This is a genomic window from Janthinobacterium sp. HH106 (genome assembly GCF_001758725.1).
Lineage (GTDB): Bacteria > Pseudomonadota > Gammaproteobacteria > Burkholderiales > Burkholderiaceae_D > Janthinobacterium.
Window position 1 is genome coordinate 37,812 of the sequence record NZ_LRIC01000012.1, and the last position, 19,833, is coordinate 57,644.

Consider the following 19,833-nt stretch of genomic DNA (forward strand, 5'->3'; position numbering starts at 1 on the left):
CATGAGGATGCACTGTGTTCAAGGGAAAAACCGTTTTACTACTGAGTACATTGTCAGCTTGCCTGTTCGCCAGCAGCTCGCTGTTCGCGCAGAAGCTGATCGTGCCGCAAGAGATTCACCATGCCGACAAAGTCTACACGCTGGCGTTTACCGCGCCGCAGGGTCGCAACAGCAAACGGGCCTTGTATGAATATACGACGAATGGCGAAGCGGTGGAAAAATGGAGCAGCCTGATTACCATACTCTACGAAGGCAATTCCAAGACCGATCCCTTGGACTTCTCGGCCGCCCTGCTCAAGTCGCTGGCAGCCACCAAGCCGGAACCCATTTCCTCCGTCACTGTCGAGAACGGCCACGTGCTGATGCGGTCGGTATATGAACCGGATGCGGCCAACCCCGTGTATGAATCGAACGTCAGCAAGAGCTTTCATGGCGCTGCCGCCTGTGGTGGCCTGCTGCAGTTTCAATATGCGGTAAAGACACCGGCGGGCGCGGACCAGTCAGCGGCGGGCAGGCAGGCTAGCCTGAAGCTGGTCAATGAGGGCAATGCCAGCCTGGCTGCCCAGTTGCGCGATAGCGCCTGGCAGCCAAGCTGCGAATAAGCCAAGCGGCTGAAGCATAAAAAAGGCAGCCCGCAGGCTGCCTTCTTGTATTACTGCATGCGAGCAAATTAATGCTTGCGCAGCTTCTGGATCGCTGCCAGCTGCGCAATCGCGCTGGCCAGCTCGGCTTGCGCTTGCGCGTAGTCGATGCCCGAATCCTTGTTGTGGATATTTTCTTCCGCCAACTTCTTCGCTTCCAGCGCTTTCGCTTCGTCGAGGTCGTGACCGCGGATCGCGGTATCGGCCAGGACGGTCACGGTATCCGGTTGCACTTCCAGCAGGCCGCCGGCAACGAAGACGAACTCTTCTTCAGCCTGGCCGACTACCTTGATGCGGACCGCGCCCGGACGGATGCGGGTAATCAAAGGCGTGTGGCGTGGGTAGATACCCAGCTCGCCCTGTTCACCCGGCAACGCGACGAATTCTGCTTCGCCTGAAAAAATCAGTTCTTCAGCGGAAACCACGTCAACGTGAATTGTGTGTGCCATGTGTGTCCTATCGGGTTGAAGAACCCCGCCGTCTAACGGGCGGGGTTAGGCCCAGACTTAACTTAGTTAAGTTTCTTGGCTTTTTCGATTGCTTCTTCGATCGTGCCGACCATGTAGAACGCTTGTTCCGGCAGGTGATCGAGTTCGCCCGAAGCGATCATTTTGAAGCCCTTGATCGTGTCTTTGAGCGAAACGTATTTACCAGGCGCGCCGGTAAAGACTTCAGCGACGTGGAAAGGCTGCGACAGGAAACGCTGCATCTTACGTGCACGGGCAACCAGCAGTTTGTCTTCCGGTGCCAGCTCGTCCATACCCAGAATCGCGATAATGTCGCGCAATTCCTTGTAGCGTTGCAGGGTCGTTTGCACGGCACGCGCGGTGTCATAGTGCTCTTGACCAACGATCAACGGATCGAGCTGACGCGAGGTCGAATCCAGCGGGTCCACGGCTGGGTAGATACCCAGGGAAGCGATGTCACGCGACAGCGCAACGGTCGAATCCAAGTGAGCAAACGTGGTAGCAGGCGACGGATCGGTGTAATCATCGGCTGGAACGTAGACGGCCTGGATCGAGGTGATCGAACCGGTCTTGGTCGACGTAATACGCTCTTGCAGACGGCCCATTTCTTCCGCCAGGGTCGGTTGGTAACCCACAGCCGACGGCATACGGCCCAGCAGTGCCGACACTTCGGTACCGGCCAGCGTAAAGCGGTAGATGTTGTCGACGAAGAACAACACGTCCTTGCCTTCATCACGGAACGATTCAGCGATCGTCAGGCCGGTCAGCGCGACGCGCAGACGGTTACCTGGCGGTTCATTCATCTGACCGTAGACCATCGCCACTTTGGAGTTCTCTGGGTTTTCCAGATCGACCACTTTCGCGTCAGCCATCTCGTGGTAGAAGTCGTTACCTTCACGGGTACGCTCACCGACGCCGGCGAACACGGACACGCCGCTGTGCGCTTTGGCGATGTTGTTAATCAGTTCCATCATGTTCACGGTCTTGCCTACGCCAGCGCCGCCGAACAGACCAACTTTACCGCCTTTTGCAAACGGGCACACCAGGTCGATCACCTTGATGCCGGTTTCCAGCAGTTCTTGCGATGGCGACAGTTCGTCGTATGCAGGAGCGGTGCGGTGGATCGACGCGATCTGCTCGTGCGACACGGGGCCGCATTCGTCGATCGGGTTGCCCAGCACGTCCATGATGCGACCCAGGGTTGCTTTACCGACTGGCACCATGATAGGTTTGCCGGTGTTCTGGATCATCATGCCGCGACGCAGGCCATCGGACGAGCCGAGTGCAATGGTACGGACAATGCCGTCGCCCAACTGCTGTTGTACTTCCAGGGTCAGTTCCGAGCCTGCCATCTTCAAGGCATCAAATACCTTAGGCATCGCGTTGCGGGGAAACTCAACGTCCACCACAGCGCCGATACACTGAACGATTTTGCCATCAGCCATGTTCGTTCCTTCAATATAGTTAAATTCGTTTAAACCGCAGCCGCACCGGCGACGATTTCGGAGAGTTCTTTGGTAATCGCAGCTTGGCGGGTCTTGTTGTAGATCAGCTTCAATTCGCCGATCACACTACCCGCGTTGTCGCTTGCAGCTTTCATCGCGACCATCCGTGCCGATTGCTCGGACGCCAGATTCTCCGCGACTGCCTGGTACACCAGCGCTTCTACATAGCGCTCCAGCAATTCGTCGATGATGCTTTGTGCATCCGGCTCGTAGATGTAATCCCACGAGTGTGCGCTCTTGTCGGCGACCATTTTGTCAGCCGTCAACGGCAGCAACTGTTCGACCACTGGTTCCTGCTTCATCGTGTTGATGAATTTGGTGTAGCACAGGTACACTGCGTCGAGCTTGCCAGCCTGGAATTCTTCGAGCATGACCTTGACAGGTCCGATCAATTTATCCAGGTGCGGCGTATCACCGGTTTGAATGGCAGAGGCGACGATCTTGACGCCGATGCGATTCAAAAAACCCAAACCCTTGTTACCGATGGCAACTGCTTCAATCCGGTTGCCAGCTGCTTCCAGCTCGCGCGACTTCGACGTCACCTGGCGCAGGATGTTGGTGTTCATGCCGCCGCACAGACCTTTGTCGGTCGTGACAACGATGAAACCCACTGCCTTCGCTTGCGTACCCTGGGCAACTGCCAGGAACGGGTGCGTGTATTCCGGATTGGCGTTCGCCAGATTGGCGGCGATATTCCGAATCTTGTCACTGTAGGGACGAGCGGCCCGCATCCGGTCTTGCGCCTTGCGCATTTTGGACGCGGCGACCATTTCCATCGCCTTGGTGATCTTCTTCGTATTCTCTACGCTCTTGATCTTGCCTCGTATCTCTTTGCTTGATGCCATGAGTCCTTACTCCTTCTGCGCGTAGGGCGGCGCCTCACTCGAGGCGGGCGCCGCCTGGCCGCTTAATATGCGCCGGATTTCTTGAAATCAGCAATGGCCGCCGACAGAGTTGCTTCGCTGTCTTTGTCGAGTTGCTTGGTTTCTTCGATCTTGGCCAGCAGAGCAGCTTGCTTGGTCTTCATGTAAGCGTGGACACCAGCTTCGAACGACAGCACTTGCTTGACTGGCACGTCGTCCATGAAGCCTTTGTTCACCGAGAACAGCGATACGGCCATCAGCGAGATCGACAGTGGCGAGTATTGGGCTTGCTTGAGCAATTCCGTTACGCGGGCACCACGGTCCAGCTGCTTGCGGGTCGATTCATCCAGGTCCGAAGCGAACTGCGCAAACGCGGCCAGTTCACGGTACTGCGCCAAGTCGGTACGGATACCGCCGGACAGGTTTTTGATGACCTTGGTCTGGGCGGCGCCACCGACGCGCGATACGGAAATACCGGCGTTAATCGCAGGACGGATACCGGCGTTGAACAGCGAGGTTTCCAGGAAGATCTGACCGTCGGTAATCGAAATCACGTTGGTTGGAACGAATGCGGACACGTCGCCAGCTTGCGTTTCAATGATCGGCAGTGCCGTCAGGGAACCGGTCTTGCCTTTGACGGCGCCGTCGGTGAACTTCTCGACGTAGTCGGCGTTCACGCGTGCTGCGCGTTCCAGCAGGCGGCTGTGCAGGTAGAACACGTCGCCTGGGTACGCTTCGCGACCTGGTGGACGGCGCAGCAGCAGCGAGATTTGACGGTATGCAACAGCTTGTTTGGACAGATCATCGTAGACGATCAGTGCATCTTCACCGCGGTCACGGAAGTATTCGCCCATGGCGCAACCGGAGTACGGCGAGATGTATTGCATGGCGGCCGATTCCGAAGCGGAAGCGGCGACAACGATGGTGTATTCCATCGCGCCGTGCTGTTCCAGCGAGCGCACGATGTTCTTGATCGACGAGGCTTTTTGGCCAATCGCGACGTAGATACATTTCATGCCCTGGCCTTTTTGATTGATGATCGCATCAATCGCCACGGCCGACTTGCCGGTTTGACGGTCGCCGATGATCAGTTCGCGCTGGCCGCGGCCAACTGGAACCATCGCATCGATCGACTTCAGGCCGGTTTGCATTGGTTGCGAAACGGATTCACGGGCGATCACGCCCGGAGCGATTTTTTCAATCGCGGCCGTCAGTTTGGTCTCGATGGCGCCTTTGCCGTCGATCGGCTGGCCCAGCGCGTTGACAACGCGGCCGAGCAGCTCAGGACCGACTGGCACTTCCAGAATGCGGCCGGTGCATTTCACCGTGTCGCCTTCGGAGATGTGCTCGTAGGCACCCAGAATCACGGAACCGACGGAGTCACGTTCCAGATTCATTGCCAGGCCAAACGTGTTGCCTGGGAATTCCAGCATCTCGCCTTGCATCACGTCCGACAAACCGTGGATGCGGCAGATACCGTCGGCGACGGAAATAACCGTGCCTTGATTACGCACTTCAGCGCCGCCGTCAAGACCTTGGATCCGGCTCTTGATCAACTCGCTGATTTCAGATGGGTTGAGTTGCATACTAACTCCTAAAAGTGTTTCTCTCAGCTTGCGCGAGGGGTAAGGGTCTGTCTAAGCTGGCCTGCCGAAGCGCGTGTCTTACGACACCAGTGCAGCGTGCAGTTGCTGCAGCTTGGCGCGCACCGAGGTATCGAGCACTTGGTCGCCAACAACCACGCGCACGCCGCCGAGCAGCGATGGATCCACTGTGACGGCAGGGTTGAGCTTACGACTGAATTTCTTTTCCAGCGTTGCGACCAGCTCGGCCGTTTGGCCTTCGCTCAGATCGAAAGCGCTCGTGATCTCGGCGTCAGCCGCACCTTCCAGGCCATTTTTCAAGGCATGGAATTGCGCGCCGATTTCCGGCAGCAGGCTGATGCGGCCATTTTCGATCAACATCGTGACGAAGTTTTTCACTTCCTCATTGAGCGGCGATTTCAACAACGACAGGATGGTGGCGGCGACGTCGCTTTCCGAAACCTTCGGATTGCGCGCGTACGCCTGTACCTCGGGGTGGCTACCGATCTGTGCCAGTTCGGACACCAGCTCGGACCACGCCGCGAGGTTGCTTGACTCCTTACCAGCTTGGGCTACGCGGAACAAAGCTTCCGCGTAGGGACGGGCGACGGTTGCGAGTTCTGCCATGATTACAGCTCGACAGCAAGACGCTGCAACATTTCGGCGTGAGCCGTAGCGTTGACTTCACGCTTCAGGATCTGCTCGGCACCCTTGACAGCCAGGTCAGCCACCTGAGCGCGCAATTGTTCGCGTGCTTTCGACAGTTGCTGTTCGGCGTCCGACTGGGCTTGCGCAATGATACGCGCAGCTTCAGCTTGTGCATTTTGCTTGATCTCTTCAGCAACCAGCTGCGCGCGCTTTTCAGCGTCCGCAACGCGTTGCGACGCTTCTTCACGTGCACTGTTCAATGCCTCTTGCGCACGCTTTTCAGCGACTGCCATCGAAGCCTGACCTTGATCGGCCGCAGCCAATCCATCCGCGATTCGTTTGGCACGCTCATCCAGCGCGTTGTTCAGCGCTGGAAATACGAACTTCATCGAGAACCAGACCAACACCGCGAAGGTGATCATCTGGCCGATGAGCGACATATTGATGTCCATACCTTTGCTCCTAACTAAAAGTTTCTCCTAGGGTTGGAGCGAATTACTGAGCAACAGCCGTCAGAGCGGACAGGAACGGGTTAGCGAACGTGTACAGCAGAGCAACACCAACGCCGATCATCGAAATAGCATCCAGCAGACCAGCGATAACGAACAGTTTGGTTTGCAGTTGTGGCATCAGTTCTGGTTGACGTGCCGAAGCTTCCAGGAATTTGCCACCCAAGATAGCGAAGCCCAGAGCGGTGCCGATTGCGGCCAGGCCGATGATGATTGCTGCTGCCAGAACGGTCATGCTTTGTACTTGTGCGATCAGAGCTTGCATAAAATTCTCCTAAATTTAAAAACGAAAGATACTAAAAAAACAAAATATAAAGTTAATGATTAATGTTTCTCAACCGCAAGGCTCAGATACACAACCGTCAACGCCATAAACACAAAAGCTTGCAAAGTTACAATCAAGATATGGAAAATTGCCCATGGACCACCCAACGCCCACTGTGCCCACCAAGGCAACAACGCGATCAAGATGAAAATCAGTTCGCCGGCATACATATTGCCGAACAGTCGCAGCGACAGGGAGATCAGTTTTGCAACCAGCTCAACCATTTGCAGCAAGAAATTGACAGGTGCCAGGGCGATCGTGCCGATCAGGCCGCTCGCGTGGAACGGTGCCGTGAACAGTTCCTTGATCCAGCCGCCCAGACCCTTGGCCTTGATCGAGAAGGCGATCACGCACAGCACGACGGACAGCGACATGGCGAAGGTGTGGTTGACGTCGGCGGTCGGCACGGCGCGCAGTTTATGCACGCCAAACCAGCTCAGGATCTTCGGCAACAGGTCAACCGGCAGGAAGTCCATCGCGTTCAACAACCAGACCCACACAAAAATAGTGATGGCCAGCGGTGCGATGACCTTGCTTTTCGCGTGGAAGGCCCCATTAATAGTGTCATTGACGATTTCCATGACCATTTCGACGAAGTTTTGCAACTTGCCAGGGACACCAGCCGTCGCGCGGCGCGACGCCATATAGAAAACAGCCAGGAAAACAAAGCCCAGAATGGCCGAAATCCAGAACGTATCCAGATTGATCATGCCGTCGGCACTTCTCAGGTGGGCCAGATGGTGACTGATGTATTCTGTGGCGTTGGCCGGGGCAGCATGGCCCGCTTCAATAGCGTGTTCTGTGGTCATAATGAATTTAGATTTGTCGTTTCAGAGCTCAACAGGCCCCAAAACCAATGATTAAACAGCGAGCAATGAAAACCAGTATGCTAAGGTTGCCACCGCGAAACCCAAGATCAGCCATAACCAGGCGGCCGACTGAAACAACACCAGTGCCAATATAAACAGCACCGCTGTGATAAATATTTTCACCACTTCTGCGCGCAAATGCGCCCGGAATGCCTTGTTGGCGTCGCTAGAACCGCGAACCACCAACAGGGCATACACCAGGCTACCGATGACTGCGATAGCGCCGCCGTATGCGGCGGACCAGCCTCTGACACTGCCACCAAAAAACAGGGTAACCGTGGCAAAACTGATAGCGATTGCTAGCTGCAATGCAACTACTTTGTAGACTGGCTTGGCAATACCTTGTTGTGAATCACTCAATTGCCAAGTTCCCAGAAAAATCTACACACGCAAAGACACGGGATTATAGTTGGCTTTGATCTATAGAGTCAAACGTTGGTGCACCGCAGCAGGGCAATTGCTGCGTGAAACTGACGCTTTACCGACTATTCGCCGCCATTTGCACCACTATATGGCAAAGTCGCTTGTCTGGCCGCTTCCAGCCGTGTTATCAAGGAATTACGTGGTGCATCCGGAAAGCATGGCCGGATCGGCCACACCCGCACGGCCCCTGTCTTTGCAGCTTGCTATTTAACCACGCAAACGTGTCAACAAGCCATCGAGCACGTCAAGATCGGCAAAATCGATGACCAATTGGCCACGGCCTTTGTTGCCCATTTTGAACACCACGGGCGTAGCCAGCGCATCGGACAGCTCTTCTTCCAGGCGCGCGATGTCGCCGGACTTTTCCTTTTGCCGCGGCTCAACCGGGTTGGCCGCTTCCTCGAGCGTGCGGGTGACGAGCTTTTCCGTTTCGCGCACCGACAGGCGCTTGGCCACGACCTGGTTCGCCAGGGTGATCTGGCTGGCCGCATCGACGGCCAGCAGCGCGCGCGCATGGCCCATGTCGATATCGCCGGCCATCAGCATGGTTTGCACGGGGTTGGCCAGGTTCATCAAACGCAACAGGTTCGACACGGCGCTGCGCGAGCGTCCCAGCGCAGTGGCCGCTTGCTCATGCGTAAAACTGAAGTCGGCGATCAGGCGGTGGATGCCCTGCGCCTCTTCCAAAGGATTGAGGTCTTCGCGCTGGATGTTCTCGATCAGCGCCATCGCGGCGGCGGCCAGGTCGTCCACGTCGCGCACCAGCACCGGCACTTCCGTCAGGCCGGCCAGCTGCGAGGCGCGGAAACGGCGCTCGCCTGCGATAATTTCATATTTGACAAGTCCGCTCAGGCTGTCCTGCCCGATCGGGCGCACCAGGATCGGCTGCATCAGCCCTTGCGCCTTGATCGAAGCGGCCAGTTCATTCAAGGCCCCCTCGTCCATGCGCGTGCGCGGCTGGTACTTGCCGGCTTGCATTTGTGATACGGGCAAGTTCGACGGTTGTGTCGTGTCCGGACTGGCAAAATCGCCGCCGCCGCCCAACAGGGCGTCGAGTCCGCGACCCAGTCCTTTTAATTTTTTCGTAGCCATGCTGTCCTAATCGTGTTTTCAGAGTAAGCGCTTACATCAAACCGTGCAGGCGCCCGCCTCTTGTTTACATATGTTTGATGCGCTCGACCATCTCGGCGCCGAAGGCGATATACGCCTGGGCACCTTTCGAGCTGGGGTCGAAGGTCACGCCGGGCAAGCCGTACGACGGCGCTTCGGCCAGGCGCACGTTGCGCGGGATGATGGTATTGAAGACCTTGTCGCCGAAGTGCTGTTCCAGCTGCGCCGACACTTGTTGCGATAATGTCATGCGCGGATCGAACATCACGCGCAGCAAGCCGATGATCTTCAAATCCGGGTTCAGGTTCGCATGCACCTTCTTGATGGTGTTGACCAGGTCGGACAAGCCTTCCAGCGCGTAGTACTCGCACTGCATCGGGATGATCACGCCATGCGCGGCGCACAGGCCATTCAAGGTCAGCATCGACAATGCCGGCGGGCAATCCACCAGGATGAAGTCATATTCACTGTCGACTTCGGCCAGCGCATCCTTCAGGCGGCGTTCGCGGTTGTCGAGTTCGACCATCTCCACTTCGGCGCCGGCCAGTTCGCGGTTCGACGGCAAGACATCGAAGCGCCCCGCTTCCGAACGCTGGCGTGCCGTCTTCACATCGGACTCGCCCAGCATGACTTCATAGGTCGACGCCTTCAGGCCGGCCTTGTTGATGCCGGCGCCCATGGTCGCATTGCCCTGCGGGTCGAGATCGACCAGCAACACGCGCTGGTTCAACTTGGCCAGACCGGCGGAGAGGTTGACGCTCGTTGTGGTTTTACCAACACCACCCTTTTGATTTGCTACACAAAAAATTTTGGCCATGTATCTTCTAGTTGTAAAGAGATGCAAACTTCATCGTGCGCCCCGGCATCTGGCCGAAACGATTTATACTGTTTATTTTATTTATACGATATAAATCGTTTATATGGGTTATATTATTTATACCGTATAAACTGTTTATATGATTTATACCGTTCAATTCCTAGGCCTTTAAACTCTTGCTATAAAGACCAGATGACGCTCTGCATTTAGCCCTGGCACCTGGATCGCTCGTAATTCCGTCACTTTCCAGTCTGCCGGCAGTCGCTCTCTCTCGTCTGGCGGTGCCACCCCTTTCAAGGCGATGAATTGCCCGTCCTCGGCCAGCACGTGGTGCGACCAGTTGACGAAGTCGGACAGGTCGGCAAAGGCGCGCGAGGTGATCACGTCGAATTTCTGCGCCACTTCCAGCTGTTCCACCCGTTTCGTGTACACGGTGACGTTGGTCAGCCCCAGTTCCGCCTTCACTTGCGTCAAAAATGCCGTCTTTTTATGCACGGTGTCGATCATCGACACCTTCACATCGGGCCGCGCGATGGCCAGGACCATGCCCGGCAAGCCGCCGCCGGCGCCCACGTCGAGCACATGCTTTGCATCCGCGAACGCCGGCACGGCCGCCAGCGAATCGAGCACGTGCAGGGTCAGCATCTGCATCGGATCGCGCACCGACGTCAGGTTGTACACGCTGTTCCATTTGGCCAGCAAGGCCAGGTAATCGAGCAGTTTTTCCGTCTGATCCGCGCTCAGGTCAAGCCCCAGCGCGGCGATGCCTTCATTCAAAATGGGGGCCAATGCGGCCCGGTCAAACTGCTTCATTCAACAACCTCGTCCTTTAAAGTGGTGGTCTGTATTTCGGCTTGCCCTGCGCCAAAACCGCGCTTTTTCAGATGCACCAGCAGCAGCGAAATCGCCGCCGGCGTCACGCCCGATATGCGCGATGCCTGGCCCAGAGTTTCAGGGCGCTGCTTGTCGAGTTTTTGCCGCACTTCGACCGACAGCGCGCCGATATCGAGGTAATTGAAACCTTCCGGCAAGGCCAGGTTTTCATAGTGTTCATGGCGCTCGATTTCCTTGCTCTGGCGCTCGATGTAGCCCGCATATTTGAGCTGGATTTCCACCTGCTCGCGCACGGCGGGGTCTTCCACGCCGGGGCCGGCCAGGGCCTGGCCTTCCATGCCCGTCATGCTCATCAGGGTGTCGTAGGCCACGTTCGGGCGGCACAGCAGGTCCGCCAGCGAGTACTCGCGCTCGATGGCCTGGCCGACGATGCGTTCCGATTCGGCGGCCGCCAGGATGCGCGGATTGACCCACGTGGAACGCAGGCGTTCGAGCTCGCGCGCCACCGCTTCGCGCTTGGTCTCGAACGCTTGCCATTGGGCGTCGCCCACGCAGCCCAGCGCGCGGCCGATTTCCGTCAGGCGCATGTCGGCATTGTCTTCGCGCAGGCTCAAACGGTACTCGGCGCGGCTGGTGAACATGCGGTACGGTTCCTGCACGCCCTGGGTGATCAGATCGTCGACCAGCACGCCCAGATAGGCCTCGGAGCGGCCCGGTACCCAGGCTTCCTTGTCCTGCGTCAGCAAGGCCGCATTCAGGCCCGCCAGCATGCCTTGCGCGGCCGCTTCCTCGTAGCCCGTGGTGCCGTTGATCTGGCCGGCGAAGAACAGGCCGGCAACGGCCTTCGTTTCCAGCGAGGCCTTCAAGCCGCGCGGGTCGAAATAATCGTATTCGATGGCATAGCCGGGGCGCAGGATATGGGCGTTTTCCATGCCCTTCATCGACTGCACCAGGGCGATCTGCACGTCGAACGGCAGGCTGGTGGAGATGCCGTTCGGATAGAACTCGTGCGTCGTCAAACCTTCCGGCTCGAGGAAGATCTGGTGCGATTCCTTGCCCGAGAAACGGTGGATCTTGTCTTCGATCGAGGGGCAGTAACGCGGGCCCACGCCTTCGATGACGCCCGTGTACATGGGGCTGCGGTCCAGGCCGGCGCGGATGATGTCGTGCGTCTGGCTATTCGTGTGCGTGACCCAGCATGGCACCTGGCGCGGATGCATGGCCGTGTTGCCCATCACGGAAAACACGGGTACGGGATCGAGGTCGCCCGCCTGTTCTTGCATGACGGAAAAGTCGATCGTGCGGCCATCGATGCGCGGCGGCGTGCCCGTTTTCAAACGGCCCTGCGGCAGTTTCAGCTCTTTCAGGCGGGCCGACAGCGAGATGGCGGGCGGATCGCCGGCGCGGCCGGCCGAATAGTTATTCAAGCCCACGTGGATCTTGCCGTCGAGGAAAGTGCCGGCCGTCAGCACGACGGCGCGCGCGAGGAACTTCAGGCCGATCTGCGTCACGGCGCCGACGACCCGGTCGCCTTCGACGATCAGATCATCGACCGCTTGCTGGAACAGCCACAGATTCGTCTGGTTTTCCAGGCGCGTGCGAATGGCGGCCTTGTACAAAATACGGTCGGCCTGGGCGCGCGTGGCGCGGACTGCCGGGCCTTTCGAGGAATTCAGGATGCGGAACTGGATGCCGGACTCGTCGGTGGCAATCGCCATCGCGCCGCCCATGGCATCGACCTCCTTGACCAGGTGGCCCTTGCCGATGCCGCCGATGGAGGGGTTGCACGACATCTGGCCCAATGTCTCAATATTATGCGTGAGCAATAGCGTCTTCTGCCCCATGCGGGCGGAAGCGAGGGCCGCCTCGGTACCGGCGTGACCACCACCGACAACGATGACGTCGAATTCTGTAGGAAATAACATGATAAATAGGTAACAGTGCAAGTAAAAATGCGGGAAGAGAGCTCCGATTATAGAGTCTTTTTGCGAACGCAACCTTCCACGGGCCAATTTTTGCTTAATTTTTACTCAGCAAGGGCAAGTCAACGGCCATTTTTGTTTCACGTGGAACACGCCCAGGCGCCAGGACAGGCCCGCGCCGCGCTGCGGGGTCCGGCAATGTTTGCTACAATTGCCGCATCGTTTGCCCCGTGCTCACGCCAGTGGCCAGCGCGACGATCATCCAGGAGGACGGCCTCCCCCATCATGGGAACACACCGGGACGGCCCGCTCTGTATAGGAGCCGCCATGGCCTGGATACTTTTAATAATTGCCGGCATGTTTGAAGTCGTGTGGGCATACTCGATGAAACTCTCCGAGGGTTTCACCAGACTCACTCCCTCCGTGATTACTGTGGTCATGATGATCGCCAGCTTCGGCTTGCTGTCGCTGGCCATGCGCACCCTGCCCCTGGGCACGGCTTACACCATCTGGACGGGCATCGGTGCCGTCGGCGCCTTTATCGTTGGCATCGTCTTTCTGGGCGAGCAAGTCAATACCATGCGCGTGTTCGCCGCCGTCCTCATCGTGTGCGGCATCGTGCTGATGAAACTGTCATCGAGCCACTGAGAGGAATCCCCATGCTCCTCGAACACTATTTTCCCGTCCTGCTGTTCATTCTGATCGGCATCCTGGTCGGCATCGTGCCCATGCTGCTGGGACGCGTACTGGGGCCGCACAAGCCCGATGCGCAAAAACTGTCACCGTACGAATGCGGCTTCGAGGCGTTCGGCGATGCGCGCATGAAGTTCGACATCCGCTTCTACCTGGTAGCCATCCTGTTCATCCTGTTCGATATCGAGGTGCTCTTCCTGATGCCGTGGGCGGCCAACGTCCACGAACTGGGCTTGCCCGGCTTCTGGGCCGTCATGGGCTTTCTCGGCGTGCTGGCCATTGGCCTGGCCTATGAATGGAAACGCGGCGCGCTCGAGTGGGAGTAAGCTCCGCTTTTGGTTCCACGTGAAACAGGCACGGGGCAGGAAAGCGGAGTATGCTGGACTTCTGTCCTTACTGTCAGGAGCATGCATGTCCGCCTTCCAGTTCCGTACCGTGCCGCATCTGATCGTTGATCCGGGCGCCGCTGCCCAACTGGGCGCCCATATCGCCCACCACTTCCCCGCCGTGCGCCGCGCCCTGCTCGTCACCGACGCGGGCTTTTTGCGCACGGGTCTGGCCGATGCACCGTTGCGCAGCTTGCAAGCGGCCGGCATCGAGGCGCATGTCTTTTCCGATGTACAAGCCGATCCGCCCGAAGCCGTCGTGCTGGCTGGTGTGGCCCAGGCGCAGATGTTTCACGTGGAACTGATTATCGGCCTTGGAGGCGGCAGCTCACTGGACGTGGCCAAGCTGATCGCCGTGCTGGCGCCCGGTCACCAGGAACTGGCCCAGCTGTACGGCATCGGCAATGTGCACGGTCAGCGCCTGCCGCTGGTGCAATTGCCGACGACGGCCGGCACGGGCTCGGAAGTCACCCACATCGCCATCGTCACCACGGGCGCCACCAGCAAGATGGGCGTCGTCGCGCCGCAACTGTATGCGGACCTGGCCATCCTCGACGCCAGCCTGACCCTGGGCTTGCCGCCCGCAGTGACGGCCGCCACCGGCATCGATGCCATGGCGCATGCGATCGAAGCGTACACCAGCCGCCTGCTGAAAAATCCCTTGTCCGACATGCTGGCCACCCAGGCGCTGTCGCTGCTCTCCAGCAACTTGCTCGCAGCCTGCCGCGATGGCAGCAACTTGCCGGCGCGGCAAGCCATGCTGCTGGGCGCCATGCTGGCCGGCCAGGCGTTTGCCAACGCACCCGTGGCTGCCGTACATGCGCTCGCCTATCCCATCGGCGGCCTGTTCCACGTGCCGCATGGCCTGTCGAACGCGCTGGTGTTGCCGCACGTGCTGCGTTTTAATCTATCCCATGCGGCGCCCCTGTATGCGCAACTGGCGACCGTATTGCAACCCGGCATCACGGGCAGCGAGGAAGCGCGGGCCGAGGCCCTGATCGACGCCATGCAGGACATTGCCGTAGCTACCGGTATCGCGCGCACCTTGCGCGAAGTGGGCATCACGTCCGGCGACCTGGACCGCCTGGCCGATGAAGCCATGCTGCAGACGCGCTTGCTGGGCAACAATCCCCGGCCCGTCACGCGCGCCGATGCACGCGCCATCTATGCTGGCGCACTGTGAACCAGCAGACGGAATCTGCCAACCCGCCCAGCTACACTGACGCCATGACGCCTCCCGACATCCCCATTCATCCCGACAGCACCCACTTTCCGTACGGTGCCTGTGCCGGCTGCCACGACAGCGCGCCGCTGCCGTTTGCCTTCGAGTATGCCTATCAGCCCATCGTCGACCTGGACACGCGCAGCATCTATGCGCACGAGGCACTGGTGCGTGGCCCGAACGGCGAAAGCGCGGCCAGCGTGCTGGCGCAAGTCAACGACGCCAACCGCTACCGCTTCGATCAGGCGTGCCGCGTCAAGGCCGTGGCCGGTGCAGCGCGCCTCGGCATGCAGGGCTTCCTGTCGATCAATTTTTTGCCCAACGCCGTCTACCGCCCGGAAGTGTGCATCCGCAGCACCCTGGAAGCGGCCAGGCTGCACCGCTTCCCTACCGACAAGATCATATTTGAAGTGACGGAAGGCGAACGGGTGCAAGACCGTCCCCACCTGGTCGAGATTTTCCGCGCCTACCGGCGCTTCGGTTTCCAGACGGCCATCGATGATTTCGGTGCCGGCTATGCGGGCTTGAACCTGCTGGCCGAATACCAGCCCGACATCATCAAGATCGACATGGACCTGGTGCGCGGCATCGATACGCAGGCGCCGCGCCAGGCGATCGTGCGCGCCATCGCCAGCCTGTGCCATGAGCTTGGTATCCGCGTGCTGGCCGAAGGCATCGAGGCCCGCGCCGAGCGCGACTTCCTAGCCAGCTGCGGCATTTCCCTGATGCAGGGCTACTGGTTTTCCAAGCCCGTCTTCCAGGGACTGGGCCAGATCGCCGAGTCGGCCTGGGAATAAAAACGGCCACGTGAAACGTGGCCGCAGGTTCCACCAACGATACTGGCTAGTTGGGAATATCGACGACAGTCCCCGTCACGCTGATGGCATTAGCGGGCGCCGGCGTTGCCGCAATCGCCGGCACGTTGACATTCGTGATCAGGGTCGACGCATCGGCACGCGTCACCGTGCGCACCACCTGCGATGGCGGCAAGGCTTGCTTGGCGTTCAAGTGCGCATACATGGCGTCCAGCGCCCGGTTCAGGTAGACGTGCAGCGGTACGATCAGGGTCGGCAAGGCGCTGCTGAAGGAATCGAAATGGTTGGCATTGGTCACCTCGATATAGCGCAGCTGGCTATTTGCCCCTTCCACCGCGGCGTTCAGGCCAAGATAGGCACGCGAGGCGTGATTGACGGGAATCAAGGTGTCGCTGCGGCCGTGCACGATGATGGCCGGCTTGCCCTGCAACTTTCCGCTGGCCGCGACTTCGGCCATGCCAGCCCGCACGCGCACGCTCTGCCCGCCCAGGGTGCCCTGCAAGTTGGCGCCGCTGACGGCGTCGCGCCCCGTCGCCAGGCTGCGCAGGCACAGGAAGCCGTCGAGCGACTGGTCCGCCAGGCTGGTCGATGGCGACACGCCGGCCGTGTAGACTTTGGCGCCGCCCACGCTGTTCTCGTACACGACATTGCCGAGGATGCCGTTTTGCGCGGCAAAGCTGGCTGCCTTTTGCGCTGTGGTAAACGCGATCGGATTGCCGCTGCCGTCCGTCTGCGCAAACGTGAAACCGCACACTTTATCGGTCACGGAAAATTTCCCATAGGCATACGCATACGTGACGGCCACGAGGATGTTCGTGCCCGCGTGCGCCGCCTGCAGCGGATCAGAGTCGACCAGCCAGCCATACGCGCGCAAGCGCTGCTTCGCGTCCGCCTGCTGCGCCGCCAAGTCGGCGCCGTTCAATAAGCCCTTGGCCACCAGCGCCGTGCAGCGTCCCGCATTGCCGGCCACGGAAGCGATGCACGGCTGATACAGGGCCGCATAGGTGGCGTAGTCGAACAGCGCGCGGCCCGGATTGGCGACCACCGCCCCGCCCTGGCGCACGCTGTAGGCGTTAGATGCCGCCGGCTGGACCTGCGGTTCGCTGGCCGCCACGCCGCTGATCAAACCTTTCGTATCCTGTTCCGCCGCCAGCAGGGCGGAGCCGGCGCCGTTGGAAATGCTTGAGGCGATCGTGATGGTGTTCTTCGGCGTCAGGCGCACGATGCGCGAACTGCCGTCGCGGGCCAGCACGCCGTAGCGTTCATTCAAGACGTAAAACGCCATCTCGACCGCCTGCAAGGTGACCTTGCCCCAGTCCTTCTCCGGGTTTTGCTGCGAGTGCGCATGCTTGAAGGCGATGCGGTTCGGATAGGCGCCAGACCAGGCCAGCCGGTCCGCGTCGCTCAAGTCGGGCGCGAAGAGCGCGTTCTTGCCGGCGGCGACCCTGCCCGCGCGCACGCCGTTCTGCAGGTTGACGCTGTCGTCCTCGAACACATACAGGCCCGTGCCGGAACCCTTGTCCGCATACGCCACGGCGCAACCTTTTTTCAGGCCCCATTCGCCCGAGCTGCCGATGGCGCCGTAAATGCCGCGCGAGCCGCTGGACGTGCCCGTGACGATGCAGGCGCGGTCCGGGTCGAAGGTGGCCGGCACCTGCACCATCAGGGTGACGTTTTTCTTGGCCGTGCCATCATCGGCATAGGCGATGTATTCGCTGCCCGCGACCAGGCCCTCGCCGCTACCCACGTTGCCGGCTGCATCCACGTTCGGCCCGTACAGGGTGCCGTAGCCGCTGTTGGCGGCGATGTCGAGCACGGCGCGGTAATTAGCATAGATCGCATTGCGGCGCAGCTCGAGCGGCGTCGGCTGTTCAGCATTCGCATACGCGGGCGTGGCGCCCGCCAGCCCCGTCTTGCCCAGCCCGGCCGTCAGCAGATCGTTCGTCTTGCCGTCGTAGTCGGCGCGTGCAATCGTCCCCAGGTAGCCGGGCATCTGGTTCAGCTCTTCCGGCGCATGGTTGCTGCCGCAGGCTGCCAACGCCAGCAGGGTGCACAGGCTCATGCCAACAGTGCCCGCGCGCGTGATCGTCATTTGCATGGTGGTTCTCTCCGTTGAAGTAACAGTGGACGCACAATGAAAAACGCCGGACGATCCGTCCGGCGTTGCTTGAAAATCAGACAGCGGCTTTGGCCGCCCTGCCGCCGAAACGCGCGATGGCTTCGCCGACGATGCCGCGCCGGAACAGCAGCACGCAGATGACGAAGATCACGCCCGTGACCATGCCCACCGATTCACCGAGGGTGCCGAACCACTCGATGCCCGTGTGCGTGGCCAGGTAGGTGCCGACATCGCCCAGCTTGTTTTCCAGCGCGATGATCAGCACGGCGCCGAGGATGGGACCGGACAAAGTGCCCATGCCGCCCACCAGGGTCATCAGCACGACCAGGCCCGACATGCCCCAGTACACGTCGGTCAAGGTCTCAAAGCCCAGCACCAGCGTCTTGGTGGCGCCGGCCAGCGCGGCCAGCGACGCCGACAGCACGATGGCCATCAGCTTGTACTTGTTGACGTCGTAGCCGAGCGAGATGGCGCGTGGTTCGTTTTCCTTGATCGCCTTGAGCACTTGTCCGAACGGCGAATGGATGGTGCGCACGATCAGGGCGAAGCCGGCGACAAAAATGGCCAGCACGACGTAGTACAGCACCGTGTCGTTGGCCAGGTCTATCGTGCCCAGCAAGGTTCCACGTGGAACACCCTGCAAGCCGTCCTCGCCGCCCGTGAACGGCAGGCGCAAGGCCAGGAAGTACACCATCTGCGCCAGCGCCAGGGTGATCATCGTAAAGTAGATGCCCTGGCGGCGGATCGCCAGGCCGCCGATCACGAGGCCCAGCAAGGCGCCCGTGGCGACGCCGGCCAGCAAGCCCAGTTCCGTCGGCCAGCCCCAGGTGCGCAGCGCATAGCCGGTGACATAGCCGGCGCCGCCGAAGAAAGCCGCGTGGCCGAACGACAGCAAACCCGTGTAGCCGATCAACAAGTTGAAAGCGCAGGCAAACAGGGCAAAGCACAGCAACTTCATCAGGAAGACGGGATAGCCGTAAAACGGGGCCGCCAACGCCAGCAGCAGGGCAATGGCGTAGCCTACATTCTTATTCATCGTGGTAGCTCCAATACATGACTGATGAGGATTACTTTTCTTTGCCGAACAGGCCGGCGGGACGCAGCAGCAGCACGATGACCATCACCACGAACACCACGGTGGCCGAGCCTTCCGGGTAGAACACGCGGGTCAGGCCCTCGATCACGCCCAGGCCCAGGCCCGTCAGGATGGAACCCATGATGGAACCCATGCCGCCGATCACCACCACGGCAAATACGACGATGATCAGGTTCGAGCCCATCAGCGGCGAAACCTGGATGATCGGCGCCGCCAGCACGCCGGCGAAACCGGCCAGCGCCACGCCGAAGCCGAAGGTCAAGGTCACCATCAGCGGCACGTTGATGCCGAACGCCTCCACCAGTTTCGGGTTTTCCGTGCCGGCCCGCAGGTAGGCGCCGAGCTTGGTTTTCTCGATGACGAACCAGGTGGCCAGGCAGACGGAGAGCGAGGCGATCACCACCCAGGCGCGGTAGTTCGGCAAGATCATGAAGCCGAGGTCCGTCGCGCCGGCCAGCGCCTCGGGCACGGCATACGGCTGACCCGAGACGCCATAGAACGAGCGAAACACACCCTCCATGATCAGGGTGATGCCAAAGGTCAGCAGCAAGCCATACAGGTGGTCGAGTTTGTACAGCCAGCGCAGCATGGTTTTTTCGATCAGGATGCCGACCAGGCCGACGAGGATCGGGGCGATGACCAGCATGGCCCAGTAATTGATGTCGAAATAGCTGAGGCCCATCCAGGCCAGGAAGGCGCCCATCATGTACATGGCGCCGTGCGAGAAATTAATAACGTTGAGCAAGCCGAAGATGACGGCCAGACCGAGGGACAACATGGCATAGAACGAGCCGTTGACGAGACCCAGCAGCAGCTGGCTCATCATCGCTTGTAATGGAACGCCGAAAATTTCCATGGCATCACAGTATAAAAAGCACCGCCGGGTAGCGGTGTGGTATCAAGGGAAACGCGCCACCGCAAACGGGTGCGGCGGCGCAAGGCGAACCCTGCGAGCGAAGCGCATGCAGGACGGAGCGCCCGCGCGG

21 protein-coding genes are annotated in these 19,833 nt (G+C 59.8%); 5 read left to right on the forward strand and 16 right to left on the reverse strand.

The features are described from left to right. Positions 1–14 precede the first annotated feature (14 nt). Positions 15–602 (forward strand): hypothetical protein, encoded by a 588-nt coding sequence (locus tag JAB8_RS06255; RefSeq protein ID WP_139143704.1) that lies wholly within the window; start codon positions 15–17, stop codon positions 600–602. A 68-nt stretch (positions 603–670) separates the two neighbouring features. Here JAB8_RS06255 and JAB8_RS06260 read toward each other — a convergent pair whose 3' ends face one another. The 13 genes from JAB8_RS06260 to mnmG all read right to left on the reverse strand — a co-directional run bounded on the left by JAB8_RS06260 (position 671) and on the right by mnmG (position 12,519). Next, positions 671–1,090: a F0F1 ATP synthase subunit epsilon gene (locus JAB8_RS06260; RefSeq protein WP_065307860.1), complete on the reverse strand. Its 420-nt coding sequence runs from the start codon at positions 1,088–1,090 to the stop codon at positions 671–673. Between the two features lie 62 nt (positions 1,091–1,152). Beyond that, positions 1,153–2,553, reverse strand: a complete 1,401-nt coding sequence (gene atpD / locus JAB8_RS06265; protein ID WP_034752705.1) for a F0F1 ATP synthase subunit beta — start codon at positions 2,551–2,553, stop codon at positions 1,153–1,155. A gap of 29 nt (positions 2,554–2,582) precedes the next feature. Continuing rightward, on the reverse strand, positions 2,583–3,458 hold the full coding sequence (atpG, locus tag JAB8_RS06270; RefSeq protein WP_070218929.1) for a F0F1 ATP synthase subunit gamma: 876 nt from the start codon (positions 3,456–3,458) through the stop codon (positions 2,583–2,585). Between the two features lie 62 nt (positions 3,459–3,520). Then, positions 3,521–5,062 carry a F0F1 ATP synthase subunit alpha gene (atpA, locus tag JAB8_RS06275; RefSeq protein WP_034752701.1) on the reverse strand — a complete coding sequence of 514 codons (1,542 nt, stop codon included), beginning with the start codon at positions 5,060–5,062 and terminating at the stop codon, positions 3,521–3,523. A gap of 78 nt (positions 5,063–5,140) precedes the next feature. Continuing rightward, positions 5,141–5,686, reverse strand: coding sequence for a F0F1 ATP synthase subunit delta (locus tag JAB8_RS06280; RefSeq protein WP_034752699.1), 546 nt, complete (start codon positions 5,684–5,686; stop codon positions 5,141–5,143). Positions 5,687–5,688: 2 nt separating this feature from the next. After that, positions 5,689–6,159 (reverse strand): F0F1 ATP synthase subunit B, encoded by a 471-nt coding sequence (locus tag JAB8_RS06285; RefSeq protein ID WP_034752697.1) that lies wholly within the window; start codon positions 6,157–6,159, stop codon positions 5,689–5,691. 43 nt (positions 6,160–6,202) lie between these two features. Next, positions 6,203–6,481, reverse strand: a complete 279-nt coding sequence (gene atpE / locus JAB8_RS06290; protein WP_034752695.1) for a F0F1 ATP synthase subunit C — start codon at positions 6,479–6,481, stop codon at positions 6,203–6,205. A 59-nt stretch (positions 6,482–6,540) separates the two neighbouring features. Further along, positions 6,541–7,350, reverse strand: a complete 810-nt coding sequence (atpB, locus tag JAB8_RS06295; RefSeq protein WP_046681851.1) for a F0F1 ATP synthase subunit A — start codon at positions 7,348–7,350, stop codon at positions 6,541–6,543. A 51-nt stretch (positions 7,351–7,401) separates the two neighbouring features. After that, positions 7,402–7,770: an ATP synthase subunit I gene (locus JAB8_RS06300; RefSeq protein ID WP_070288897.1), complete on the reverse strand. Its 369-nt coding sequence runs from the start codon at positions 7,768–7,770 to the stop codon at positions 7,402–7,404. Positions 7,771–8,040: 270 nt separating this feature from the next. After that, complete coding sequence (locus JAB8_RS06305; protein WP_070288898.1) at positions 8,041–8,925, reverse strand: ParB/RepB/Spo0J family partition protein; 885 nt, start codon at positions 8,923–8,925, stop codon at positions 8,041–8,043. A gap of 64 nt (positions 8,926–8,989) precedes the next feature. Continuing rightward, complete coding sequence (locus JAB8_RS06310; RefSeq protein WP_046681849.1) at positions 8,990–9,760, reverse strand: AAA family ATPase; 771 nt, start codon at positions 9,758–9,760, stop codon at positions 8,990–8,992. Positions 9,761–9,928: 168 nt separating this feature from the next. Further along, positions 9,929–10,573: a 16S rRNA (guanine(527)-N(7))-methyltransferase RsmG gene (gene rsmG, locus JAB8_RS06315; RefSeq protein WP_070288899.1), complete on the reverse strand. Its 645-nt coding sequence runs from the start codon at positions 10,571–10,573 to the stop codon at positions 9,929–9,931. Then, a complete protein-coding gene (gene mnmG, locus JAB8_RS06320) occupies positions 10,570–12,519 on the reverse strand; it encodes a tRNA uridine-5-carboxymethylaminomethyl(34) synthesis enzyme MnmG (RefSeq protein ID WP_070288900.1) in 1,950 nt (649 codons plus the stop codon). Before mnmG ends, rsmG begins: the two co-directional genes overlap by 4 nt. A 324-nt stretch (positions 12,520–12,843) precedes the next feature. Between mnmG and sugE the strand changes: the two genes are divergently transcribed. The 4 genes from sugE to JAB8_RS06340 all read left to right on the forward strand — a co-directional run bounded on the left by sugE (position 12,844) and on the right by JAB8_RS06340 (position 15,614). Next, positions 12,844–13,164: a quaternary ammonium compound efflux SMR transporter SugE gene (sugE, locus tag JAB8_RS06325; protein WP_070288901.1), complete on the forward strand. Its 321-nt coding sequence runs from the start codon at positions 12,844–12,846 to the stop codon at positions 13,162–13,164. Positions 13,165–13,175: 11 nt separating this feature from the next. Further along, positions 13,176–13,535 carry an NADH-quinone oxidoreductase subunit A gene (locus JAB8_RS06330; protein WP_070288902.1) on the forward strand — a complete coding sequence of 120 codons (360 nt, stop codon included), beginning with the start codon at positions 13,176–13,178 and terminating at the stop codon, positions 13,533–13,535. An 85-nt stretch (positions 13,536–13,620) separates the two neighbouring features. Continuing rightward, the gene (locus tag JAB8_RS06335) at positions 13,621–14,778 is read left to right on the forward strand and encodes an iron-containing alcohol dehydrogenase (RefSeq protein ID WP_070288903.1); all 1,158 of its coding nucleotides are present in this window, start codon (positions 13,621–13,623) and stop codon (positions 14,776–14,778) included. Continuing rightward, positions 14,775–15,614: an EAL domain-containing protein gene (locus JAB8_RS06340; protein ID WP_254679460.1), complete on the forward strand. Its 840-nt coding sequence runs from the start codon at positions 14,775–14,777 to the stop codon at positions 15,612–15,614. The genes JAB8_RS06335 and JAB8_RS06340 overlap by 4 nt, the downstream gene beginning before the upstream one ends. Positions 15,615–15,660: 46 nt before the next feature. On the opposite strand, the gene JAB8_RS06345 is transcribed toward JAB8_RS06340, so the two are convergent. The 3 genes from JAB8_RS06345 to JAB8_RS06355 form a co-directional block, all read right to left on the reverse strand. After that, entirely contained in the window at positions 15,661–17,730 is a 2,070-nt protein-coding gene (locus JAB8_RS06345; RefSeq protein WP_070288904.1) for a 3-hydroxybutyrate oligomer hydrolase family protein, read from the reverse strand. Positions 17,731–17,806: 76 nt separating this feature from the next. Further along, entirely contained in the window at positions 17,807–18,787 is a 981-nt protein-coding gene (locus JAB8_RS06350) for a branched-chain amino acid ABC transporter permease (RefSeq protein ID WP_070218920.1), read from the reverse strand. A 31-nt stretch (positions 18,788–18,818) separates the two neighbouring features. Continuing rightward, complete coding sequence (locus JAB8_RS06355) at positions 18,819–19,703, reverse strand: branched-chain amino acid ABC transporter permease (RefSeq protein WP_070288905.1); 885 nt, start codon at positions 19,701–19,703, stop codon at positions 18,819–18,821. Positions 19,704–19,833 lie beyond the last annotated feature (130 nt).